Source organism: Streptomyces sp. NBC_01298 (genome assembly GCF_035978755.1).
Classification (GTDB): Bacteria; Actinomycetota; Actinomycetes; order Streptomycetales; family Streptomycetaceae; genus Streptomyces.
Window position 1 is genome coordinate 1,160,139 of sequence record NZ_CP108414.1, and the last position, 22,955, is coordinate 1,183,093.

22 protein-coding genes and 1 pseudogene are annotated in these 22,955 nt (G+C 72.7%); 8 read left to right on the forward strand and 15 right to left on the reverse strand.

Annotated features, from left to right (window positions below):
• The first annotated feature begins 132 nt into the window (after nucleotides 1-132).
• Both OG730_RS05325 and OG730_RS05330 read left to right on the forward strand, forming a co-directional pair.
• Entirely contained in the window at nucleotides 133-597 is a 465-nt protein-coding gene (locus OG730_RS05325) for a hypothetical protein (RefSeq protein WP_327309154.1), read from the forward strand.
• A 289-nt stretch (nucleotides 598-886) separates the two neighbouring features.
• Complete coding sequence (locus tag OG730_RS05330) at nucleotides 887-1,801, forward strand: hypothetical protein (RefSeq protein WP_327303084.1); 915 nt, start codon at nucleotides 887-889, stop codon at nucleotides 1,799-1,801.
• A 33-nt stretch (nucleotides 1,802-1,834) separates the two neighbouring features.
• Here OG730_RS05330 and OG730_RS05335 read toward each other — a convergent pair whose 3' ends face one another.
• The 5 genes from OG730_RS05335 to OG730_RS05355 form a co-directional block, all read right to left on the reverse strand.
• Entirely contained in the window at nucleotides 1,835-2,242 is a 408-nt protein-coding gene (locus OG730_RS05335) for a hypothetical protein (protein ID WP_327303085.1), read from the reverse strand.
• Between the two features lie 68 nt (nucleotides 2,243-2,310).
• Nucleotides 2,311-3,171: an Fpg/Nei family DNA glycosylase gene (locus OG730_RS05340; RefSeq protein WP_327303086.1), complete on the reverse strand. Its 861-nt coding sequence runs from the start codon at nucleotides 3,169-3,171 to the stop codon at nucleotides 2,311-2,313.
• Between the two features lie 45 nt (nucleotides 3,172-3,216).
• Nucleotides 3,217-3,522 (reverse strand): hypothetical protein, encoded by a 306-nt coding sequence (locus tag OG730_RS05345; protein ID WP_327303087.1) that lies wholly within the window; start codon nucleotides 3,520-3,522, stop codon nucleotides 3,217-3,219.
• A 76-nt stretch (nucleotides 3,523-3,598) separates the two neighbouring features.
• Nucleotides 3,599-5,662, reverse strand: a complete 2,064-nt coding sequence (locus OG730_RS05350; protein ID WP_327303088.1) for a SpoIIE family protein phosphatase — start codon at nucleotides 5,660-5,662, stop codon at nucleotides 3,599-3,601.
• A 7-nt stretch (nucleotides 5,663-5,669) separates the two neighbouring features.
• Nucleotides 5,670-6,968, reverse strand: coding sequence for a DUF6777 domain-containing protein (locus OG730_RS05355; RefSeq protein ID WP_327303089.1), 1,299 nt, complete (start codon nucleotides 6,966-6,968; stop codon nucleotides 5,670-5,672).
• 174 nt (nucleotides 6,969-7,142) lie between these two features.
• Here OG730_RS05355 and OG730_RS05360 point away from each other — a divergent pair, with 174 nt between their 5' ends.
• The 3 genes from OG730_RS05360 to OG730_RS05370 are packed head-to-tail and all read left to right on the forward strand — an operon-like array spanning nucleotide 7,143 to nucleotide 10,176.
• Nucleotides 7,143-8,156: a YndJ family protein gene (locus OG730_RS05360; protein WP_327303090.1), complete on the forward strand. Its 1,014-nt coding sequence runs from the start codon at nucleotides 7,143-7,145 to the stop codon at nucleotides 8,154-8,156.
• Nucleotides 8,153-8,755, forward strand: coding sequence for a DUF1990 domain-containing protein (locus OG730_RS05365; RefSeq protein WP_327303091.1), 603 nt, complete (start codon nucleotides 8,153-8,155; stop codon nucleotides 8,753-8,755). The genes OG730_RS05360 and OG730_RS05365 overlap by 4 nt, the downstream gene beginning before the upstream one ends.
• Nucleotides 8,713-10,176, forward strand: coding sequence for a lipase maturation factor family protein (locus tag OG730_RS05370; RefSeq protein ID WP_327303092.1), 1,464 nt, complete (start codon nucleotides 8,713-8,715; stop codon nucleotides 10,174-10,176). Before OG730_RS05365 ends, OG730_RS05370 begins: the two co-directional genes overlap by 43 nt.
• Here the strand turns inward: OG730_RS05370 and OG730_RS05375 are convergent.
• Together OG730_RS05375 and OG730_RS05380 are read right to left on the reverse strand one after the other, a co-directional pair.
• The gene (locus OG730_RS05375; protein ID WP_327303093.1) at nucleotides 10,162-11,145 is read right to left on the reverse strand and encodes an NAD-dependent epimerase/dehydratase family protein; all 984 of its coding nucleotides are present in this window, start codon (nucleotides 11,143-11,145) and stop codon (nucleotides 10,162-10,164) included. The genes OG730_RS05370 and OG730_RS05375 overlap by 15 nt on opposite strands.
• Before the next feature lie 231 nt (nucleotides 11,146-11,376).
• A complete protein-coding gene (locus OG730_RS05380; protein WP_327303094.1) occupies nucleotides 11,377-11,553 on the reverse strand; it encodes a hypothetical protein in 177 nt (58 codons plus the stop codon).
• A 312-nt stretch (nucleotides 11,554-11,865) separates the two neighbouring features.
• Here OG730_RS05380 and OG730_RS05385 point away from each other — a divergent pair, with 312 nt between their 5' ends.
• Complete coding sequence (locus OG730_RS05385; RefSeq protein ID WP_327309155.1) at nucleotides 11,866-12,225, forward strand: hypothetical protein; 360 nt, start codon at nucleotides 11,866-11,868, stop codon at nucleotides 12,223-12,225.
• Nucleotides 12,226-12,297: 72 nt separating this feature from the next.
• Here OG730_RS05385 and OG730_RS05390 read toward each other — a convergent pair whose 3' ends face one another.
• The gene (locus OG730_RS05390) at nucleotides 12,298-13,785 is read right to left on the reverse strand and encodes an SDR family NAD(P)-dependent oxidoreductase (protein ID WP_327303095.1); all 1,488 of its coding nucleotides are present in this window, start codon (nucleotides 13,783-13,785) and stop codon (nucleotides 12,298-12,300) included.
• A gap of 200 nt (nucleotides 13,786-13,985) precedes the next feature.
• Here OG730_RS05390 and OG730_RS05395 point away from each other — a divergent pair.
• A pseudogene (locus OG730_RS05395) lies at nucleotides 13,986-14,714 on the forward strand (DMT family transporter); the annotation flags it as partial.
• 231 nt (nucleotides 14,715-14,945) lie between these two features.
• On the opposite strand, the gene OG730_RS05400 reads toward OG730_RS05395, so the two are convergent.
• Nucleotides 14,946-16,199 carry a transglycosylase family protein gene (locus OG730_RS05400; RefSeq protein WP_327303096.1) on the reverse strand — a complete coding sequence of 418 codons (1,254 nt, stop codon included), beginning with the start codon at nucleotides 16,197-16,199 and terminating at the stop codon, nucleotides 14,946-14,948.
• Nucleotides 16,200-16,406: 207 nt separating this feature from the next.
• Here OG730_RS05400 and gndA point away from each other — a divergent pair, with 207 nt between their 5' ends.
• Nucleotides 16,407-17,852 (forward strand): NADP-dependent phosphogluconate dehydrogenase, encoded by a 1,446-nt coding sequence (gene gndA / locus OG730_RS05405; RefSeq protein WP_327303097.1) that lies wholly within the window; start codon nucleotides 16,407-16,409, stop codon nucleotides 17,850-17,852.
• 352 nt (nucleotides 17,853-18,204) lie between these two features.
• Here gndA and OG730_RS05410 read toward each other — a convergent pair whose 3' ends face one another.
• The 6 genes from OG730_RS05410 to OG730_RS05430 form a co-directional block, all read right to left on the reverse strand.
• On the reverse strand, nucleotides 18,205-18,567 hold the full coding sequence (locus OG730_RS05410) for a GNAT family N-acetyltransferase (protein WP_327303098.1): 363 nt from the start codon (nucleotides 18,565-18,567) through the stop codon (nucleotides 18,205-18,207).
• 14 nt (nucleotides 18,568-18,581) lie between these two features.
• Nucleotides 18,582-19,001: an aspartate 1-decarboxylase gene (panD, locus tag OG730_RS05415; protein WP_327303099.1), complete on the reverse strand. Its 420-nt coding sequence runs from the start codon at nucleotides 18,999-19,001 to the stop codon at nucleotides 18,582-18,584.
• A gap of 90 nt (nucleotides 19,002-19,091) precedes the next feature.
• Nucleotides 19,092-19,325 (reverse strand): hypothetical protein, encoded by a 234-nt coding sequence (locus tag OG730_RS05420; protein WP_327303100.1) that lies wholly within the window; start codon nucleotides 19,323-19,325, stop codon nucleotides 19,092-19,094.
• Entirely contained in the window at nucleotides 19,322-19,675 is a 354-nt protein-coding gene (locus OG730_RS44225) for a serine hydrolase (protein WP_442814832.1), read from the reverse strand. Before OG730_RS44225 ends, OG730_RS05420 begins: the two co-directional genes overlap by 4 nt.
• Nucleotides 19,676-19,762: 87 nt before the next feature.
• Nucleotides 19,763-21,346, reverse strand: a complete 1,584-nt coding sequence (locus OG730_RS05425; RefSeq protein WP_327303101.1) for an alpha/beta fold hydrolase — start codon at nucleotides 21,344-21,346, stop codon at nucleotides 19,763-19,765.
• A 12-nt stretch (nucleotides 21,347-21,358) separates the two neighbouring features.
• Nucleotides 21,359-22,924, reverse strand: a complete 1,566-nt coding sequence (locus tag OG730_RS05430) for an alpha/beta fold hydrolase (RefSeq protein ID WP_327303102.1) — start codon at nucleotides 22,922-22,924, stop codon at nucleotides 21,359-21,361.
• Between the last annotated feature and the right edge of the window lie 31 nt (nucleotides 22,925-22,955).

The following is a 22,955-nucleotide window of genomic DNA, read 5'->3' on the forward strand; positions in this document are numbered from 1 at the left end:
ATCCCCCGCATCGCGAGCCGCGCAAGGAAGGCTCGGCGCTGACGGCGGGAAGACGCGACGCATGCGGGAGAAGGTGGAACGGTGCAGCCCGAGGGTACGAACGGCACCAGTGACGGTGGGCTCGCGGTGCCCATGGCATGGCTCTACGCGGAGTACATCGCCGACGAACTGCTGCGCACGGGCCGGCTGATCCCGGTCAGCACCCTGGAGTTCCGCGCCGGACGCGACACGCTCGCGCTGACCATCTACCTCTCGGACGCCGCCGGCGAACTCTCCGGGATCAGGGTCGTCTCACAGCTCGACGAGTGGATGTCGCTGACGGCGTACGGTCACCCCTGGCGCGACTGGGTCCACACCCGGTTCCTCGCGCTGGGCGAGGAGGCCCGCGAGCGCGGGCAGGGCGAGGACCCCGACCTGCAACTGGCCCGGGCCGCCTGGCGCTGGCTGGACCACACGGAGCTGTTCGCCACGAACCTCGACCCGGGACGCCACGGCCACGCCGACACCCCGCCGGGGCTGGACGAGAACGCCCGGGTCTGGACCCCGGCCTGGCAACTCGGTCTCCCGCTCGGCCATTTGGCCATGCACCTGTTCTGAGCGGGCCCTCGGGGAGGACGGGCACCGTACGCGACGCGCTGCCCCGCCCCCGGCCCGCCCCGAGCGGGCCGCTTCGACCGGTCCGTCGAGATCGGGTGCAACCTTTCGACCGTGGGCGTTGTCATGTTCAGTGCACCGGTCTGCGAAGGCACTTGGGACGTGAGAGGTCTACCGAATGAAGATGCGCCGCGCTCTGACGGCCGCCGCGACGGCTGTGGCAGCAGTTGCAGTGATCGCCCCCCACCGCCCCTGCCGCCTTCGCGACGGGGGCGCGTGGACGGCCTTCTCGATGACGCTCACGAACACCACCGACAAGGCCCTGGAGAAGGTGCAGCCCTTCTTGGCCGTGGCCTCCGCGGAAAACGTCGAAGGGCCGTTGCTGGAGCTGGAGACCGAGTACTACGACGCCAAGGCGGTGCGGTGGACGACGTTCCGGGAAACGACGCCCGACGAGCTCTTCGGTTCCCTGGCGATCGGTCCGCGCACCACGGTCACGCTCAAACTGCGCACCCGCGTGGTCAAGAACGCCGAACCCGGCGCCGGATACGCACTCGCCGCCGCGGACTACCGCAACAGCGACGGTTCCTGTGGTTCGGCCAAGGAGACCTGGCACGACTTCACCATGCTCCCGGCGGGCAAGACGTCGATGCCGTCCCCGGCCCCCGCACCGGCCGCGCCGGCCGCCCAGGCGGCGTCCGCCGCGACGCTCCCGACGTGTCGCGACCTCGACACCGCCTACGGGGAGTACCACCCCAACATCTTCGCGGGCCGCGTGTTCGGCATACCCAAGTCGATCCCCCTGGGTACCCGCTGGACGACCTACACCGCCACGCTCACCAACGCTTCGCCGAAGGAACTGAAGTCGTTCCGACTCGGCGCCGTGTTGGAGAGTTACCTCTACAACGAAGGTGAGCGCGACCTGAGCCCGTACGGCGACCTGCAGTACTGGGACACCTCCCGGCGGGCCTGGAAGACGCTGCGCCGGGCCGGTGGGAATGCCGGCGGCTCCGTCCCCGCCGCCACGACACTGAAGCCCCGTGAGTCCGTCCACGTCCAGCTGCGGTTCAGGGTGGGCGAGGACCTGCCCCGCGGCCAGGCGTACGACGCGTCCACCGGCATCACCGGCACCTTCACCGACCGCTACCGCGGCATGAACTGCACGAGCGACGGACTGGCCATCGGCTACTTCTACCCCCGCAGGTGACGGGTCCCACCGCCACCGGGCGAGCGGCCGCCGCTACTCCGGCCGCCGCGGCCCCGGCGGCGGCTCCGTCGGGTCGGTGACGAGCCCGGTGAAATCGGCCTCGTTGCGCTCGGCCCGGATCACGTACGCGCGGGCGACGCACCACAGCACCGGATACACCAGCACCCCGAGCACGATCCAGACCAGCGGCCCGGACGCGACCCGGGGCAGCAGGAACAGCAGCGGCAGCAGGCCCACCAGGAGGACGAGCGCGGCCAGGGCGGCGAGTCCGGCGCGCAGCTGGCTGCGCATGAGGGCCCGTACGTAGGTGGCGCCCAGAGTGGTCTGCTCGGAGATCTCGGACCGGGCCGGCGTATGCGCGGGCGCCCTCCCGCGGCTGCCGCGCGCAACCCCGGTGACGACCTCCCGCCGGGGCGGCTGCGGCTGCTGCTCCTCGGCCATGGGCCGGAGTCTAGCCCGCGGCGGTCCGGCCGTGACCCTCCCGGGAGAGTTCCCCGGGACCCCGGCCGCTACTTCAGCAGCTTCGACAGTCTGCGGTCGGCGAGGGGTTTGCCGCCCGTCTGGCAGGTGGGGCAGTACTGGAGCGAGGAGTCGGCGAAGGAGACCGAGCGGACGGTGTCCCCGCACACCGGGCAGGGCTCGCCCGTGCGGCCGTGGACCCGCATCCCGCTCTTCTTCTCGGCCTTGAGCCGTCCGGCGGCCACCCCGTGGGCCCGGTCGACGGCAGTGCGCAGGGTCTCCTCGACGGCCTCGTACAACTGGTCCACCTGCGCCTCGTCGAAGGAGGCGGCCAGTTTGAAGGGCGAGACCCGGGCCTGGTGGAGGATCTCGTCGCTGTAGGCGTTGCCGATCCCCGCGATGACGCTCTGGTCGCGCAGCACGCCCTTGATCTGCCGCCGTTCCCCGGCGAGCAGCGCGCCGAAGGCCTCGCGGTCGAAGGCCTCGGCGAGCGGGTCCGGGCCCAGCCGGGCGATGCCGGGGACCTCCTGCGGATCATGGACCACGTACACGGCGAGCCGCTTCTGGGTCCCGGCCTCGGTGAGGTCGAACCCGCCGCCGCCCTCCAGGACGAGGCGCAGCGCGAGCGGCCCCTTGCCGGGGCGCGGCGGCCGGTCGGGGACGGTGTCGATCCAGCGCAGCCAGCCGGCCCGGGCGAGGTGGGTGACGAGGTGCAGTTCGCCGATGCGCAGGGCGAGGAACTTGCCGTACCGGGCGGTGGTCCCGGCCCGCTGCCCTTCGAGTGCGGTCAGCGGCGGGTCGTAGGTCTTGAGCACGCTCACGGCGAGCGGGAGGACGCGCTCGACCACCCGCCCGGCCAGGTGCTCGTCGAGGAACCCCCTCAGGGCCTCGACTTCGGGCAGTTCGGGCATGCCCCCAGCCTGCCGTGGCCGCGGGCCGGGCGCGAGCCGGGCGGCCTAGCTCATGTCGGTGGCGGTACGGGTCTTCACCTCGCGGTGGGCCCGGACGTCGCGGACGGCCTTCCAGAGGATCACCGGGCCGAGCAGGATCAGCGCGCCGAAGGCGACGCCCGGGTGGTCGCCGCCCGTGGCGAGGGTCGCGATCAGCACCGTGCCCAGCGCGTGGTCGAGGGCGTCGAGACCGGGACCGGTCCGTCGGCCCCGCCCGGCCCGGCGCATGCGGTGCAGCGCCCTCAGTGCGAAGAAGAGGTTCAGGCCGGCGCAGGCGAGCAGGGCCCAGCGGACCGCCACGGGTATGTTCACGGGGTGACTCTAGGCGCTTGATCCGGCGATGACGGCCCCGGCCGCACGCGAGGGCCGGCGAGGGCCGCGTACGGGGTCACGGCATCGTGAACTCGCACCACACGCACTTGCCGTTCCCCCGCGATTCCACGCCCCAGACGTCGGCCAGCCGGTCCACCAGCATCAGGCCTCGTCCCGAGACCCCGGAGTCGCCCGCCTCCCGTCGGCGCGGCAGGGCGCTGGAGCGGTCCTCGACCTCCACGCGGAGCCGGCGTTCGGGGCCGGTCAGGACCCGCAGCGTCACGATGGCGGGGCCGTCGGTGTGCATGAGGGCGTTGACGATGAGCTCGTCGGCGATCAGCTCGATCTCGTCCGCCCGGTCCCGCGCGCCCCACGCCCGCACCGCCGCGCCGATCATGTGGCGGGCCGATACGAGGGCCTCCGGATCGCCGGGGGCCACGTGCTGCTGGAGCCGCCCGCCCGCCTGTTGGACCTCCTCGGCCTCGCGGCGCAGCAGCAGGAGCGCCATGTCGTCGGCGCCACCCCGGTCGTCGACGACCTCGCACAGCCGGTCCGCGAGCAGGGCCAGGTCGGACGGTCCGGTCCGCACGAGGGAGGTGAGGAGCCGGACGCCGTCGTCGAGGTCGGCTCCGGGCTGTTCCACCAGGCCGTCCGTGCACAGCAGAAGCGTTTCCCCCGGCCCCAGTTCGACCGTGGTCACCGGATACTCCAGCAGCCCGAACTCCGCCGACAGCCCCAGCGGCATCCCGCCCTCCAGGGCGAGGCGCTCGCAGTCCCCGTCGCGGGTGCGCAGCAGGGGGTCGATGTGGCCGGCCCGGACCAGTTGCAGCACCCCGGTCGACAGGTCTGCCTCGGCGTACGTGCAGGTGGCGAAGCGGTCGGTGTCCAGCTCGTGCAGGAAGACGGAGGCCCGGGCCATGACGGTGGCCGGCGAGTGCCCTTCGGCCGCGTAGGCGCGGAGCACGATCCGCAGCTGGCCCATGACCGCCGCCGCGTGGGTGTCGTGGCCCTGGACGTCCCCGATGACCGCGCCGACCCGGCCGCCGGGCAGCGGGATGACGTCGTACCAGTCGCCGCCGATGTCCTGGCCCATCTTGGCCGAGCGGTACCGCACGGCGATCTCGGCGCCGGGCACCGAGGGGATCCGGCGCGGCAGCATCGCCTGCTGGAGCCCTTCCGCCAGATCGTGCTCCTGTTCCAGCAGCATCGCCCGCTGGAGGCTCTGCGCGATGCTGCTGCCGAGCGCGACGAGGAGGTTGCGCTCCTCCTGGGAGAAGCCGTCCTTGTCCTGGTAGAGCAGGCCGATCGCGCCGATCGGGCGGGCCTGGGCGATCAGCGGAAGATAGGCGGCCGCCGAGATGTGCATCGAGGAGATCTTCGCCCAGAGCCCGGGGTACCCGGCGGCGAACTCGGCCGCGGAGTCCAGGAAGCGCGGCTGGAGCGAGCGGACCACCTCGCTCATCGGGTACGGCTCGTCGATGCGCGTGTAGCGGGTGCCGGGGACGAAGCTGCCGGCGGGGCCCTCGGCGACGAGGTGGATCCGGCCGGCCTCGACCAGTCCCATCACCATCCCCATGGACCCGAGCCGTTCCAGGCCGTGGGCATCGCCGAGGGCGTCGATGACGTCCTGGACGGTACGGGCGTGCGCGAGCGCGGCGGTGGTGGACTCGACCACGGACGTCTGGCGGCGCCGCTCCTCGTCCAGCCCGAGGCGTTCCGCCGAATGACTCAGTTCCTCGGTGGCGTCGCGGACGATGCCGATGATGCGGTACGGGCGGCCTTCCGGGCCGCGCATGACCCGGCCCTGGGTGTGCGTCCAGCGCAGCGTGCCGTCGTGGCAGCGGATGCGGAAGTAGGCGCCGTAGCTGTCCACCCCGCTCTTGAGGGCCGAGGAGACCAGTGCGTCGAGCCGGGCGCCCTCGGCGGGCGGGACGCGCGGCGAGAGGGACCCGGGCCTGCCGTCGTACTCCGCGGCGGTGGTGTCGAAGACCTCCAGGGCGGCCGAGTCCATGTGCATGAGACCGGTGACCAGGTCCCAGTCGAAACTGCCCATGCGGTTCAGCGAGAGCGAGCGGTCCGGGTGTGCGGGCCAGTCCTCCGGCAGCGATACGGCGATCGGCACCGGTCCACCATGACACACGGGCCGGTCAGGCGCTCTCCAGGTACTGGCCGTCGTACGGGGCCGAGGGCTGCTGCTCGGGGACGGAGTACGGGTCGGAGTACGGGTCGGCGTAGGGGTCCGCGTACGGGTCCGCGTACGGGTCGCTCGGCTGCGGCGACGCCCCGTCGGGGCCCACCAGGGTCCCGGGGTCGCCCGGGGTCTGCCCGGGCAGGTCGGAGGGGATGTCGCCCGGCTGGTCGGTGGCGGGCGGCGGGGCGGTGGGCGGGCCCGTGGGCACGCCGGACGAGGGCTGGTCGGGGGCCGTCGGGGTGTTCGGGCCGGTCGGGTCGCCGGGGGTGCTGGGAGCCGTCTGCGGGGGGCTCGGCGGGCAGTCGGGCACGTTCGGGGCGGCGCTGGCGCCGGGGCTCGGCGGGCCGGTGGGCGGCGGCTCGGTACGGGCGAGGCTGTTGCTGTCGGGGGTCCGGCACGGTTCGGCCGGCGAAGTGCCGGGCGGGGTGGCGGGCCCGGCGGGGATCCCGTCGGCCGGGTCGTACGGGGGCGGCGTCTGCGGGGCGCGGTCCTGGGCTCCGTCGTCGCCGGCCGTGCGCTCGATCCAGGTGTTGTCGGCGACGTTGACGATGACCAGGTTGTTGATCACCTGAATGGTGGGCTCGATGACCACGACCTGGGCGGGCTGGTAGCCGCTCCAGGGCTCCCCCTTGAGCACCGGTGCGCCCTTGGCGGCGCGCGGCGAGAGCAGCGGGTTGCCGCAGGCGCAGCGGACGCGGGGCATTCCGTGGTTGTCCACGAGGACGGCGGTGCCGGCCTGGAGCACGGACTGGAAGGCGTCCGGCTTGCCGCCGACGAAGCCGTGGTTGGTCACCCGGGTGTCGGCGCGCAGCACGACCGGGGTGAGGCCGCGCAGGAAGTCGGGGATCTGCTCCTGCGCCACCTGGGAGGCCTCGGCGAAGGCGCGGGCCTTGGCGTCGTCGGCGGTCAGGGACTGGACCTGCGCCTCCACGTCGCAGCTGCCGAGGCGCTGGGTTCCGCCGTACAGGCCGGGGGTGGCCGCGTTGACGGTACGGATGCCCTGGCCGGTCGCGTTGGGCAGCGGGGGCTGGACGGGGGCCGATTCGCCGGTGGCGGAGGAGGCGGTGAAGGGGTCCGGACCGGCCGAGGCCACGGGCTGGAGGTGGACGTCCTGGCTCTCGGCGGCGGGGCCCTTGGTCCGTCCCTCGTCGGCGGAGGCGCCGCAGGCCGCGGCGAGGAGTCCGAGGACGGTGAAGAGGGCCGCACGGGCCGGTGCGTGACGACGCGGCGCCTGACGAGGTGTCGGTGCGTGCACGTTGGATCTCCCTTTTCGCCCCGGTTGCTCCCTCTTGTCTGCCGTATGTACGAGGAGCCCGCAACCGGAGATCGCACATCCGACCCTGTCTTGAACATGTTCAAGACAGGGTCTAGGCTCACGATCGTGAGTTGAACGCGTTCAAGGCGTTCGTTCCGAGGAGGGGGATCCGCGGTGACCGTGCTGGTGAATCTGATCGTCACGCTGGGCATGCTCTACGTCGTCCCGGCCGGCCTGCGCCTGATCGATCCGGTCCGGTTCGCGCGGACGGCCCGGCTCTGGCCGCTGTTCGCGGCTCCCGGAGCGGTGTGCCTGTGGCTGCCCCGGGGAGCCCCGGCCACGGCCCTCGCCGCGGTCTACGCGGCGGCGACGCTGGCCCTGGCGGTACGGGGCCTGGCCCTGGCGGTACGGGGCCTGGCCCTGGCGGTACGGGGCCTGGCCTTGGCGGTACGGGCCGCGCCCGGGCGGGGCCCCGGACCCGGATCGGCACCCGGCCCCGGCACCGGACCCGGCCCCGGCCCCGCCGAGGTGGCCGTGCTCACCGCGCTCGTGGCGCCCTCGGTCGCCGGGACCGCCCTGGTCGCCGAACGCGCCGGGTACCGGCTCTTCGGCTTCGACCTCGACATCCTGGCCCTGACCGTGCCGCACTTTCACTTCGCCGGTTTCACCGCGGCCCTGGTCGCCGGGCTCGTGTGCCGGGCCTGCGCCGCCGGAGCCCTCGCCCGCTGGGCGGCGTACAGCGTCCCGGCCGGGACCGGGCTCGTGCTCCTCGGCTACTTCATCGACGACTGGGCCGAGCTGGTGGGCGCGGTGACGCTGACCGGCGGCATGTGGGCGGTGGCCCTGCTGACCTGGCGGGAGGTCCGCACCGGGGCCGGGGCCCGCGACCGGACCACCGGCGCGCTGCTCGCGGGCTCGGCGGCCGTTCTGGTGGCCACCATGCTGCTCGCCCTGTGGTGGGCGCTCGGCGAGGCCACCGGGATCGTGCACCCCACCCTGACCTGGATGGCCGCCACCCACGGCCTCGGCAACGCCCTCGGCTTCGGCCTGTGCTCGCTGCTCGCCTGGCGTCGCCTGACCGCCGGCCGGGCAGCCCCGACCGCTCCGGCCGGGCAGCCGGAACCACCTGAACTTCCCCGAGCGGCCGCCCCGGCCGCCCGGCCCGCCCGAACGGAGATTCCGGCATGACCCGCCTGACCAGCGAAGGCCGCAGCACCTTCAACTACCCCGACCGGGGCGCCACGGCCCGGCGGCCGCTGCCCGCCGGATACGACATCACCCACCACCGCACCCGGATCGGGCAGGGGCAGGCCGCTTTCGACGCCGCCGGGGCGGCCGTCACCACCTTCCGCGCGCACCGCGCCTCGGGCATGCTCGTCACGGCCGGAGGGTCCCCCGTCCGCCCCGGTGACCGGGCCGTGGTCGGGATCGGGATCGGCCCGCTGCGGATCGACGCCCCGTGCGAGGTGATCTGGACCGCGTACGAGCCCCGCCGGACCGGTTTCGCCTACGGCACGCTCGCCGGGCATCCCGAGTGCGGCGAGGAGTCCTTCGTGGTGGACATGGAGCCGGACGGCTCGGTGTGGTTCGAGGTGAACGCCTTCAGCCGCCCGGCAAGCTGGTACACCCGTCTCGCGGGCCCGGTCGTCCCCTTCTTGCAGCAGGCCTACGTCCGCCGGCTCGGGCGGTACGTGCGGCGCCTCGCCACGGGCGCCCGGCCCGCGCCGGCCGGATACTGGAGGCGATGGACTGGTTCACGGCGCCCGGATACTGGCTGGGGCGGCTGATCTTCCAGCGGGCCCTGGCCGGTGTCTACCTCCTCGCCTTCGCCGGGGCCGCCCTGCAGTTCCGGGCACTGATCGGGGCGCACGGCATGCTGCCCGTGCCGCACCACCTGCGGTACGTGCCCTTCCGCCGCGCCCCGAGCCTGTTCCACCTGCACTACTCCGACCGGTTCTTCGCCCTCTGCGCCTGGACCGGGGCCGCTCTGGCGGCGGCGCTCGCCGCGGGGGCCGGGGACGCGGTGCCCCTGGGCGCGGCCATGGCGATGTGGGCGCTGCTGTGGCTGCTGTACCTGTCGATCGTGAACGTGGGGCAGACCTGGTACTCCTTCGGCTGGGAGTCGCTGCTGCTGGAGGTCGGCTTCCTGGCCGTGTTCCTCGGCAACGCGCGGGCCGGGCCACCGGTGCTGGTGCTGTGGCTGCTGCGCTGGGTGGTCTTCCGGGTGGAGTTCGGCGCGGGGCTCATCAAGATGCGCGGCGACCCCTGCTGGCGCCGGCTCACCTGCCTGTACTTCCATCACGAGACGCAGCCGATGCCCGGCCCGCTGAGCTGGTTCTTCCACCACCTGCCGAAGCCGCTGCACCGGGTGGAGTGCGCCGCCAACCACGTGACCCAACTGCTGGTGCCCGTCCTGCTGTTCACTCCGCAGCCGGTGGCCTCGTACGCCGCCGCGGTCATCGTGGCGACCCAGCTGTGGCTGGTGGTCTCGGGGAACTTCGCCTGGCTGAACTGGATCACGATCACGGTGGCCCTGCCGGCCTTCGACTTCGGCACGCTCGCTGGCGCACCGCCGCCGGCCGCCTCCCGGCAGGGGCCGCTCTGGTATGTGGTGCTGGTGTGCGCGGCGACCGCGCTGGTGCTCGTACTGAGCCGGCACCCGGTGGCCAACATGGTTTCGCGCGGCCAGGTCATGAACCGGTCCTTCGACCCGCTCCACCTGGTGAACACCTACGGGGCGTTCGGCACCGTGGGCCGGATCCGCGAGGAGGTGGTGGTGGAGGGCACCGCGGACCGGCAGCCGCGGGAGGACGGCGCGTGGCGGGAGTACGGGTTCCGGGGCAAGCCGGGTGACGTGCGCCGGATCCCGCGCCAGTTCGCCCCGTACCACCTGCGCCTCGACTGGCTCATGTGGTTCGCGGCGCTCTCCCCCGGCTATGCCCGCGACTGGTTCGGGCCGTTCGTGGAGCGGCTCCTGGCCGGCGACCGGGACACCCTGAAGCTGCTCCGGCACAACCCCTTCCCGGACGCGCCGCCGCGGTACGTCCGGGCGCGGCTGTACCGCTACCGGTTCACGACCTGGCGGGAGCTGCGCGAGACCGGGGCGTGGTGGCACCGCACGCTGGTGCGCGAGTACCTGCCGCCGACCCGGCTCGCGGAGGCGGCCTGGTCGGAGCCCCGGCCGAAGCCTCGCTCAGAGCCCGAGTAGCGCGGACTCCTGCTCGGCGCTCATCCCCGGAGCCGGACGGTCGGGGCGCTGCGGGGCCACCCCGCCCAGCTCCTGGAGCCAGCTCCAGGTGTCGGCGACGGTCTCCTCGACCGGGCGGCACTTCAGGCCCGCCGCGAGCGCCTTGGTGACGTCAGCGCCGTACATGTGGTCGTGCATCTCGCCCTCGGGCATCCAGGCGGGCAGATCCGTCCAGGGCTGCACGCCCGCCTCCTCGATCCGGGCCGGATCGATCCAGCGGAGCTCGGCCCCGCCGCCGGTCGCCTTCGCGCAGGCCTCCAGGAGGCGGCCCATCGTGGCGTGGCCGGTCGGGGAGACCAGGTTGTAGGGACCGCCGTGCCCGGCTTCGGCGGCGTCCAGGGTCCAGTGCGCGAGATCGCGCACGTCCACGTACTGGAGCGGGAGCTCGCGCGGCCCGGGGGCGGGCAGCGGGCCGCCGCGCGCCGCACGGTTGAGCCACCAGGGCAGCCGGCCCACGTTCTCGTACGGGCCGAGGATGAGCCCGGCGCGGACCAGCAGGGCGCGGTCGCCGAAGGCGTCCACGGCGGCCATCTCGGCGCCGCGCTTGTCCTCGGCGTAGGCGACGGAGTCCGCGTCGGGCGAGCCGTCGACGAGCGGGCCGTCCTCGCCCGCGCCCGCCGGGGCGGGGTAGGAGTGCACCGAGCGGCTGGATATGTACGCGTACCGGCCGACCCGGCCGGCCAGCAGGCGGGCGCTGTCGCGGACGGCCGTGGGGGCGCCGCCCCAGGTGTCTACGACGAGGTCCCACTCCCCCTCGGCGAGGGCGTCCAGGCCTCCGGGGGCGGTGCGGTCCCCGTGCAGGGCCGTGGTCCCCGGCGGGGGCGCGTGGTGCCCGCGGTGGAAGACGGTGACGTCCCACCCGCGTCTCAGGGCGTCTTCGGTGATCGCGCGCCCGACGAATTCGGTTCCACCCAGCATCAGCAGCTTCATGCAGGTCAGCCTGCCCGGCACCGGGGGTGCGCGGAACCCTTGATCGCCCAGAGCGATGACGCCCACGGCGTACGCGCACCGGGAACTTCCGGGCGCCGTTCGGCATTGCGGCGACACGGGGCGGACAGCCGCCACAGGCCGCCGCCCGTCGTCCCGGGCCCTGACTCCGGGACGACGGGCGGACCGCGCCGTACGCGCCTGTCGGACCGCTCGCGGTCCGCGCCCGCGCGATTAGTCGATGCCGGGCAGGATGTGCGGCTCCGCGAGGTCGTCCTCGTAGCCGGCCAGGCGGATGGGAGCGGACCGGGCCCAGACCTCCAGGTTGCCGAGGGTCTCGGGGCGCTTGCTGCTCCGCGACCCCGTCCGTTCCCTGGTGGCCTGCTCCGTCGTCGTCAGTTCTGGTGTCACCGCGCACTCCTTTGTGTCGCGTAACCCGGCGGGCGAACCGCGCGCCGGTGCGGATTGAAAAGTGTTTCCGGACGCGGTGGCGCCTTGGTGGAGCGAGGGCCGGTGTGGGGCTCTCTTGGCGATCAGAGTACACATATGAGCGCACCCCCGCTCGATAGAATAGTAAAATCCACTCCGGAAAGCTTGTTTTCGCCACGAGTTCATCACCTCGCACGGCGGCGCGTCGCGTAGGACTGATCTGCTCGACGGCGCCATACGGGTGATACGCGGTCGGCGACGGAGGGAACGACAGTGGCGAAGTCCGAGGTGCCGGTGGTCGTCGGGAGCGTCGGGGAGCTGATGGAACTGCTGCGCGGGCACGGCGACGGGCATGGGCTGCGGGTCGCCGCGCTGCTGCGCCGTTCCCACCCCTCCGACAAGGAACTGCAGGTCGCGGGGCTACTGATCCACCACCCCGCGGAGGCGATCCGCCCCCTGCTGGGCGAGCGGGTGGCCCGGCTCGTACGGGACCACGGACCGGGGGCACCGGATCCCTGGGCCGACCCCGACACGGAGTCCCTCGGGGACGCGGCGGAGGCGGGCCGCTCCGCGGGCCTGGACGCGGGTGTGCTGGAGGACTGGCGCCCGGTCCTGGAACTGGTCGCGGCGGGGGCCTACGGCCGTACCGCCTGAACGGCGAGCGCCCCCGGCCCCTCTCGCGAGGAGAGGGACCGGGGGCGCTCGGATGAGTCGGGGTGGGCGGGCCTACCAGTTGGCGGGCGCGTAGTCCTTGAGGAAGACCCCGAACAGGTCCTCGCCGAGCTCGCCGCGGACGATCGGGTCGTAGACCCGGGCCGCGCCGTCGACCAGGTCGAGGGGGGCGTGGAAGCCCTCCTCGGCGAGGCGGAGCTTGTCGAAGTGCGGGCGCTCGTCCGTGATCCAGCCGGTGTCGACCGAGGTCATCAGGATCCGGTCGGTCTGGAACATCTCCTGGCCGCTCGTCCGGGTCACCATGTTCATCGCGGCCTTGGCGGCGTTGGTGTTCGGGTGCCCCGCGCCCTTGTAGCCGCGACTGAAGACGCCCTCCATCGCCGAGACGTTCACGACGTACGCCCGTCCACCCGCCGCCTTTCGGGCGGCCTCGGCCATGGCCGGCCTGAGCGCACTGATCAGGATGAACGGCGACGTGTAGTTGCACAGCTGGGTCTCGAGCAGCTCCACCGGGGAGATCTGGTCGATGGTCTGCACCCACGTGTTGCTGTCGACGACGTCGGGCAGCAGGCCGCCCGCGTCGATGGCGGTGCCGGCCAGGTGTCGCTCCAGGCTGGCATTGCCCGCGACCAGCGCGAGGTCGGCGACCTTCTGCGCCTCGAGCCCGCTCACGCCGATGGGCAGCGCCGCCAGACCGTCGACCGCGCCGGAGTTGAAGGCCCCGATGACGTGGTGGGCCGGGAGCTCGCCGGCCGGAAGCGGGGCGCTCTCCCCCTCGACCAGCGCCGCGTAGGCGCTGGGCAGGCGACGAACGGTCTGCGTCGCGTTGTTGATCAGGATGTCGAGCGGGCCGGCCGCGGCCACCTGCTCGGCGAGGGCCACCGACTGGGCCGGGTCGCGCAGGTCGATGCCGACGACCTCCAGCCGGTGCATCCAGTCCGCCGAGTCGTCCATCGCCTTGAAGCGGCGGATGGCGTCCTTGGGGAAACGGGTGGTGATCGTGGTGTGCGCGCCGTCGCGCAGCAGCCTCAGCGCGATGTACATGCCGATCTTGGCCCGGCCGCCGGTGAGCAGCGCGCGCTTGCCGGCGAGGTCGGCACGGGCTTCCCGCTTGGTCCGGTTCTCGACGGCGCAGCCCGGGCAGAGCTGGTGGTAGAAGTAGTCGACCTCGACGTAACGCGCCTTGCAGACGTAGCAGGAGCGCGGGCGCTGGAGGATTCCGGCGATCCGGCCGGTCTCCGTGACCGAGGAGGGCAGCAGGCCCTCGGTCTCGTCGTCGATGCGCTCGGCGGAGCCGGTCGCGGTCGCCTCGGTGACGGCCTTGTCGTTGGCGGTCTTGGCGGCGCGGCGGTCCTGGCGCCGGCGCTGCTTGACCGTCCGGTACAGACCGGCGGTGGCGCGGCGCACGGTGATCGCGTCCGGGTGGTCGACGTCGAGCTTGTCGAGCTCGTCGAGCACGCTGAGGCAGAGGGCCAGGCGGTCGGGGTCGATGCCCGGCCCGAAGGCGTGGCCCTGCTCCTGGCTGTCTTCGGTCACCGTCATACCCGCTGCGTTCCTTGATCAGTCGTCCGCGTCCGCCGGATGCGGAAGTCCCCAAAAGGGCTAGTGTACGGATCCCCCACGCGCGAAGACAAACGCACTCTCCCGCTCCCGGCTACTGCGTTCGGAGTACACCCAAGGGCGTACCCGTACCCGCCTTCAGGGGGAGGAATAGCTCTCCCGACTCGGGCATTGTGACTTTTATGAGCGCCCTAGCCTTTTCGGTCCTGCTGTGCCTGGTGTCCGCCGTGGCGTACGCGGCCGGGGCGATCGTCCAGGAGCGGGTCGCGGCCGCCTCCACCGGCCGGTCGTACGCGCCGGTGCGCCGGCCCGCCTGGTACGGCGCGATCGCGCTGAACGGCCTCGGGGCCCTGCTGCACGTGGTGGCGCTCGCCTACGGGCCGCTGAGCCTCGTGCAGCCGCTGGGCGCCCTCACCATCGTCTTCGCGCTCCCGATGGCGGCCGTGTTCGTACGCCGGCGGGCGGGAGCCGCCGCCTGGCGCGGGGCGGTCCTGGCGACGGCCGGGCTGGCCGGGCTGCTGGCCCTGACGGGCGGCGGCGGGCGGGCCGAGCAGTCCCTGTCGGGCGGGGAGCAGAGCCTGCTCCTGACCGCGACCGGGGCCCTGGTGTCCGTACTGTTCCTGGCCGCGCGCCGGGTGCGGCGGGTCACCGCCCACAGCGTGCTGCTGGCCACGGCCGCCGGAGCCGCCTTCGGGATGGCCTCGGTGTTCACGAAGTCGGTGGCCGAGAGCTTCGCACCGGACGCGCTGGTCACGCTGTGGCCGGAGCTGACCGCGATCGCCGCACTGGCCGCCGCCGGACTGCTGCTGTCGCAGGCGGCCTACCGCGGCGCCGGGCTGACGGCCCCGCTGGCCACCGTGACGGTGGCCAACCCGGTGGTCGCGGCGGCGGTCGGCATCGCGCTGTTCGACGAGGGCTTCCGCTACGGGGCGGCCGGCGTCGCCGCGGCGCTGGTGAGCGCGGCGGCGGCGGCGACCGGGCTCGTCCTGCTCACCGTCGCACCCCGGGAGGCGCGGGTGCCCGTACCGTCGGGACCCGCACCGTCGGGACCCGCTCCGGTCCCGGCTCCGTCGGTGGCCGGGACGCTGTCGGTGGCCGGGACGCCTCCAGTGGGCGGGACCCCGGCTTCAGCGGCCCCGGCTTCAGATGCTGACTCCGTGGGACCGCAGGTACCGCAGCGGGTCGATGTCGGAGCCGTAGCCGGGTCCCGTGCGCATCTCGAAGTGCAGGTGCGGCCCGGTCACGTTCCCCGTCGCCCCGGAACGGCCGATGCGCTGCCCGCCGGAGACCGCCGAGCCGGCTTTGACCGAGACCGCCGAGAGGTGCGCGTACTGGGAGTACCGGCCGTCGGTGTGCCGGATGACGACCTGGTATCCGTACGCACCGGCCCAGCCCGCTGAGACGATCTGCCCGCTGCTGACGGCCTTGACGGTGGTGCCGGTGGCCACCGGGAAGTCGATTCCGGTGTGGTAGCCGCTGGACCAGGACGAACCCGCGACGTGGTAGCCGGTGCCGAGGCCCGCGTCGACCGGGGCGCTGAAGGCTCCGGAGGGGGTCTGCGGCTTCTCCGCGGGCTTCTCGGCAGGCTTTTCGGCGGGCTTCGCCGGCTTCGAACCGGCCTGCTCCGCGGGCTTCGCCGGTGCCACGGGCTTCACCGGCTCGGCCGTGCGCGGCGGCTTCTGCGGATTCTGCGCGGGCGGCGCGGCCGTGACGCGCAGGGTGAGCCGCTGCCCGGGGAAGATCAGGTCCGGATCGCCGCCCACGACGGCCCGGTTGGTCGCGTACAGGGACTGCCAGCCGCCGTCGACGTGCTGCTCGGTGGCGATCGCCGACAGCGAGTCGCCGGGAGCGACGACGTAGGGGTTGGGCAGGACGGAACCCCCGGGCGGGCGGGGCGTCGCGGCTTGGGGAGCGGCCTTCGGAGTGGCCTTCGGCGCGGCCGGCGCCGCGACCTTCGGAGCCGTGGCCTTCCCCGGGCCCGTCACCTTGCCCTGGGCGCCGAGCGCGGGCGCCGGGCCGCTGCGGCTCAGTCCGGCCTGCTTCCCGCAGACCGGCCAGGCCTGTGGCCCCTGACCCTTCAGCACCTTCTCCGCGACGGCGATCTGCTGTGCCTTGGTGGCCAGATCGGCGCGGGCGGCGTACGCGGTTCCGCCGAAGGCGCGCCAGGTGCTCTGGCTGAACTGCAGTCCGCCGTAGTAGCCGTTGCCGGTGTTGATGTGCCAGTTGCTCGTGGACTCGCAGGCGGCGACCTTGCTCCACGTGTCCAGCGATGCGGCGTGCCCCGTGCCGGCTCCGATCAGGGGCAGCGCTATCCCGGCTCCGCCGGCGGTGACGACGAGCGAAGCACGGTTGATGCTGCTCGGCTGATACCGGCGGTGCCGGCCCCGTACACCCATGGGAGCCCCCATCGAAGACATCAGGAACCTCGCAACCTAACGCCACGACCGGGGCATGACAAGGCGCACAACACAACGCGCTCGAAGGGAAGTTGATTTAACGCCGAATGTAAGACGCCGGTAAGGATCACCGTCGGGGTAGCGTCGGTGTTCCTGCATTCCTCCGCACATCGAATGCACTGTCGACGCACTCAGGAGCGCACGCACATGACCAGCAGCACGGCCCAGATCGGCGTCACCGGACTCGCGGTGATGGGCAGCAACCTCGCCCGCAACTTCGCCCGCAACGGGTTCACCGTCGCCGTCCACAACCGCACCACCGCCAAGACCACGGCGCTCGTGGAGGAGTTCGGCCACGAGGGCTCCTTCGTGGCCGCCGGGAGCGCGAAGGAGTTCGTGGACGCGCTGGAGCGCCCGCGCCGTCTCATCATCATGGTGAAGGCCGGCGAGCCGACCGACGCGGTGATCCGCGAGTTCGCCCCGCTGCTGGAGCCGGGCGACGTGATCATCGATGGCGGGAACGCCCACTTCGAGGACACCCGCCGCCGCGAGAAGGAGCTGCGCGAGCAGGGCCTGCACTTCGTGGGCGTCGGGATCTCGGGTGGTGAGGAGGGCGCGCTGCTCGGCCCGAGCATCATGCCCGGCGGATCGGAGGAGTCCTGGGCCTCGCTCGGCCCGATGCTGGAGAAGATCTCCGCCAAGGCCGCCGACGGCACGCCCTGCACCTCGCACGTGGGCCCCGACGGCGCCGGGCACTTCGTGAAGATGGTGCACAACGGCATCGAGTACGCCGACATGCAGCTGATCGCGGAGGCCTACCACCTGCTGCGCGAGGTGGCCGGGTACTCCCCCGCGAAGATCGCCGAGACCTTCCGCGCCTGGAACAGGGGCCGGCTGGACTCGTACCTGATCGAGATCACCGCCGAGGTCCTCGCGCACACGGACGCCGCGACCGGCCGGCCGTTCGTGGACGTGGTCGCCGACGCCGCCGAGCAGAAGGGCACCGGCCGCTGGACCGTGCAGATCGCGCTCGACCTGGGCGTGCCGGTGTCCGGCATCGCCGAGGCCGTCTTCGCCCGCGCGGTTTCGGGCCACGGCGAGCTGCGTACGGCCGCCCGCGGCCTGGCCGGCCCGAAGCCCCGGCCGCTCTCCGCGGAGGCCGCCGACGCCTTCGCGGCCCAGGTGGAGCAGGCCCTGTACGCCTCGAAGATCGTCTCGTACACGCAGGGCTTCCACCAGATCCAGGCCGGCAGCGAGGAGTACGGCTGGGGCGTGGACCCGGGCGCCGTGGCCTCGCTGTGGCGCGGCGGCTGCATCATCCGCGCCGCGTTCCTGGACCGGATCCGGGCCGCGTACGACGCCCGTCCGGAGCTGCCGAGCCTGCTGGCGGACGCCGGCTTCGCCGATGAGATCGGCGCCGCGCAGGAGGACTGGCGCGAGGCGCTGGTGGCGGCGGTCCGCCAGGGCATCCCGGTACCGGCCTTCGCGGCCTCGCTGGCGTACTACGACGCCCTGCGCTCGGAGCGGCTCCCGGCGGCCCTGACCCAGGGCCAGCGCGACTTCTTCGGGGCGCACACCTACCGGCGCACCGACCGCGAGGGCTCGTACCACACGCTGTGGAGCGGCGACCGCTCCGAAGTCCGTACCGACTGACGCCCACGCCCTTGCGCGCCGGCCCGGCTCAGCTCAGCGGCTCCGGCGCGGGCGGCGGCGCGGGGCCGGGCGGCGGCGGGACCGGGTCGGGTTCGGGCACCGGACCCGGTGTCGGCGGCTCGGGCCGGGGCAGCGGCCCCGGATCCGGGAACGGGTTCGGCACCGGGGCCGGGCCGGGAACGGGAGGCTGTGTCATACCTCCAGCCTCCCCCGGTCCGGGTTCCGGCGCACGCTCTGGTCCCCCGGATCGGCGAGCGGCGGCGACACCGGACGCGGGGCCGGCCAGGACCGGCCCGGCGGTGGTGGCCGGCGGCCGCCCACCGACCATGGATACCTGCCGGGGACTACGACGTCACCAGAGGTCGGAGTCCGAGTCGAGCTGCGCCTTGGCCGCGGCCACCACCCCGGCCGGTGCCTCGGGCGCCTGCTCGGGGTGTTTGGCGGCCCAGCTCGCGGCATACGGGCAAAGCGGGACCACGGGCACGCCCTCGTCGGCCGCGATCCCGTAGAAGGCCTTCACCAGGTTCCCCGCGATCCCGCGGCCCTCCTGCCCCGGCTCGACGACGGTGTGCACCGCCACGAGGGCGTGGGGCGCCTCGGCGAGCACGAAGTAGGCGATGGTTCCGACCACCGCCCCGTCCTCGACGGCCAGCAGCCGCCCGGACGGACGGTCGTCCACGATCTTGATCGATTCGCTCGACCCGCTCTGCGCCATCGCCCCTGCTCCCCTCAGACAGCCACCGCGTGGGGGCTGCGCTCCTGGTCCGTTCCGGGAACCGGGGCGGACGGATCCACACCCAGTTCGATGATGCGATTGTCCCCGTCGACGTGGACGACACGCGGCTCGAACACGCGCGCCTCGGCGTCGTCCATCTGCCCGTAGCTGATGAGGATGACCAGGTCACCGGGGTGCACGAGGTGCGCGGCGGCACCGTTGATCCCGATGACCCCGGATCCGCGCTCGCCCTTGATGACGTACGTCTCCAGCCGCGCCCCGTTGGTGATGTCCACGATGTGCACGAGCTCGCCGGGCAGCAGGTCCGCCGCGTCGAGGAGATCGGCATCGATGGTCACGGACCCGACATAGTGCAGGTCGGCCTGGGTGACGGTGGCCCGGTGGATCTTGGACTTGAACATGGTGCGAATCATGAAGAAGCTCCCGAAATGTCTGCTCCCTGCCCGCTCATCGCAGGTCAAGGGCCGTATCCGGAGCCTACAACGCTCCGGCGTTGGTCATACCTACGTCTTCTTCCAGATGTCGAGCAGGTGGTTCGCCGCACGGAAATGATCGGGTGAATCCACGTTGCACACGACGGAGACGGCCGTGTCGCGGTCCGGGGACACCTTGAAGGTGCTGTGGAAGCCTTCCCAGTCGCCGCGATGGGCCAGGCTCTCGTCGGGGAGGAGGAGGATGCCGGCCCCGTACTTCCCTTCCGCGATGCCGCGTTGGCGCAGGACGTCGCCCACGCTCACCGCTTGCGCCGTGACCCCTGCGAGCAGTTCCGCTCCACCGATGCGACCGGTGCGGTAGTTGTCGGCCCAGCGGACGAATTCTCCGGGGGTGCTTTGAACAGACCCGTCTCCGTGAAGTCGGAGAGGGGTTCGCTCAGGGCCAGTTGGTGCCGGCCGGACAGCAAGAGGACCGCGTCCGCGGTGAATTGCTTGGAGTTGGATGCCATGTCGAAGACGGTCTGCGGGGTGATGGAGCGCCCGGTCGTCAGATCGGCCTTCCCTCTCCCCGCCTCCCAGACGACGTGTCCCCACTCGCCGACGGCTGCCGCACAGCCCGGGCCGTCGGGAGAAGGCACCAGCCGCTGGAGCACCTCCGCGCTCCGCTTCTCACGGTCGTCGCCGCCCGTCGCGTAGGCCCGAGGGTGGTCACCACCCTCTCCCCGCTTCCTTTGCCCGAATCAGGTGGGGTCGGGGGCGATCTCGAAGGCCGGGGGCTTGAGGTCCTTGAGGCAGTCGGTGTTCGGCGCCATGGGAGTGTCGAAGAAGGAAACGGTGATGTCCTGCGCGCACTTCGACGTCGCGAAGACCACGTGGGCCTCGTAGGGGATCGTGACGACGGTGGCGTTGGGCAGGGTGCGGGCCACGTACGCCCCGTTGGACGCCGCGGTCTGGCCGTCGAACCCGCCGGAGATGGCGAGGGTGGGGATGTCGCTCCGCGTGACGTCCCGGATCGAGGCGGGCGCCGCGGGGACGTCCCAGACGTCGCAGTCAGGACGGAGGAAAGTCAGCAGCGGGGCCTGGGCCTGTACCGATTCGGGGAACGACGGGTAGGTCTTCTGGCCCGCGCGAAGTGCTTCGGCCTGGGTCTCGTACGGGGTCCACTCGCTGCAGAAGACGCCGTAGACGAGCCCGTGGGAGAGCCGGCCGATGGCCTGGGGGCTGTACTTGCCGCCCGCCCACTGCTCGGCGATCCGCTGGGGCTTGCCGTTGGCCAGTTCGTCGAGGGCCATCGGTACCTGGGGGGCTATGTGGGTGGCGGCGGTCATCCAGTTCACCAGGGCTCCGCCGTCCAGGGTGACCTTCACCCGCTTCTGGCTGTCGGGGAGCGTCACGGTGGTGGTGACGGGCTTGGCTTCGAGTTCTCGGACGAGCCGTTCGAAGGTGGCCGACAGGTTCGGGTAGCGATGGTCGCACTCGGGCTGCTCCGCGCAGGCCTTGAACACGCCGTCGAAACCCTGCCTGGCCGCGGCCCAGGTGATGGCCGAACCTCCTGTGGACGGCGGCAGGATGCCGTCGATGCCCACGGACCGGATTCCCTCGGGGTGCAGGCGCATGGTGACGAGCGCCAGCTGGGTGCCGTAGGAGATGCCGTACAGGTTCCATTCCTCGAGGCCCAGCGTGGTCCGCAGGGCCGCGTAGTCGGCGGCGCTCTCGATGTCGTTGTAGGCACTGAGGTCGGCCCCGGTCGCGGCCAGTTCGTCGCGGCAGGCCTTGGTGGCCGCGACGTGCTCGCGCTCGGTGGACGGCGCGTCGGAGACCAGACCGGTCGCGCGCGCGTTGAACTCGTCGACGTTGCGGCAGGTGAGTGCCGGGTCGGCCGAGTACGTGCCGCGCTGGGACATGAAGATCACGTCGCGGTCGCGGTTCAGGCCGCCGCCGATCGCCATCTTCGCCTCCCCGACCGCGTCGTCACCGGGTCCGCCGGCGAGCCACACGATCGGATCGGGTTTCGGTTCGGCGGCCTCGGCGGCCACGATCGCGACACCGAGGGTGATCTTTCGACCGTCCGGCTTCGTGCGGTTCTCCGGCACGGTGAGCGTGCCGCAGCGGGCTCCGTCGAGTTCGGCGACCGGTTCCGCCGTCTTGGGGCAGGGACCCGGCTCATAGGCGGCGTCGCCCACGGTGCGGGCGACCGTGCCGGTGGCTCCTGAAGGCGTCTCCTCCCGCGCGCTCGCCGGCGCCGCGTACAGACCGGCGATCAGCATCCCGGCGGCCGCCGCGGCCGACCCGGTGCGCAGGCGTCCTGCGTGTGACCGTGCCATCATTCCTCCCCGTCACTCCGGGGTGATCGTGAACGGTTCCCACCTCAGCCCCGCCACGCAGCCGGTGTCGGGCGCGGTCGGATCAGCGAGGAAGGACGCCAGCACCTTCTGGGCGCAGGGCGATTGCGGGACCACCCAGTGCCCGATCCCGGGCACCTGCACGGTGGTCGAATTCGACAGCGTACGGGCCGTCTTGGGGGCCCAACTGGCGCCGGTCTTCATGTCGAAGGTCCCGTTGACGAAGAGGACCGGTACCGAGCTGACGGTGGGCACCCGTACGCCGGCGGTGCGGTCGGGGACGTTCCAGATCCGGCACAGCTCGTCCTGGAAGGGCAGTTGGGGTGCCTGCGCCTGAGCCGACTCGGGCCATGCGGGGAATGCTTCGCGGCCCGCCTTCAGCACGTCGGAGGTCGAGTGGCCCGGCACCCATTCGCCGCACACCACCGACTGGGTCAGGCCGTGTGCGGTCTGGCCGTCCACCTCGACCGAGCCGGCGGCGCGGGCCTTGGCCAGGCGCTCGGGGTTTCCGCGGGCGAGTTCGTCGATCGCGGCCGGGAAGTCGGCGAACGGAATCGCCTTGGCGACCAGCAGGTTCACCAGCGCGCCGCCGTCGAGGACGACCTTCACCGGGGCTCCGCCCTGCGGTGGGCGGACGTTCAGCGTCAGTGGCTTCGCTTCCAGCTTCCGCACCTGCTCGTTCAGGGTGCGTTCGAGGTCCGGGTAGCGGCTCTCGCAGCGGGGCTCGGCCTCGCAGGCCTTGAAGACGTTGTCGAGCCCCTCCCGGGCGTTGGCCCAGGCGAAGGGCAGGGAGACGAACTGCGCCGGGGCGGCCGAGTCGAGGGCCACCGCGCGGATCCCCTGGGGGTGCAGGCGCAGGTACGTCAGGGCCAGGTTGCTGCCGTAGGAGTGGCCGTAGACGTTCCACTGCTTGTAGCCCAGTGCCGTGCGCAGGTCGGCGAAGTCGGCCGCGTTCTCGGTGCTGTTGTAGGCGCTGAGGTCGGTCCCGTCGGCCGTCAGGCGGTCCCGGCACCGCTTCACCGCGTCGGCCATGAGCCTTTCCGTCTGCGGCGCGTACGAGGGCAGGCCCACGGACCGGGCGTAGAAGTGGTCCAGTTCCGGGCAGGCGAGGTTGGGTTGGTCGTAGAGATTGCCGCGCTGGGCCATGACGATGAGATCTCGGTCCTTGTTCAAGCCGGAGGAGACCAGGAACGGGATGTCGTCGAACACATCGCCACCGGGGCCGCCCGCCATGAACACCACGGGGTCCGGGGCGGGTTTCGCCGAGACCGACGGGATGACCGCCACGGCCAGCCGGATGGTGCGGCCGTCGGGACGGTCACGGTTCTCGGGGACCTCCAGGACGCCGCACCGGGCGGTGGTCAGCGCTTCGATGGGCTCGGGCGGCTCGGGGCAGGGGCCCGGCACGAACCGCGACGCGGCGGCGGCGCTGGGCCCGGTGACTCCCGTGGTGTCGGCGGGTGGTGGTGCGGCAACCGCCGCGGTCGGACCGAGGGCTGCCAGGAGGGCCATGGTGACGCCCGCTACCGGCACGGCGATGTGGGAACTCTGCTCAGCCATGTGATCCCGTTCCTCTGCCGGTCTACGGCTG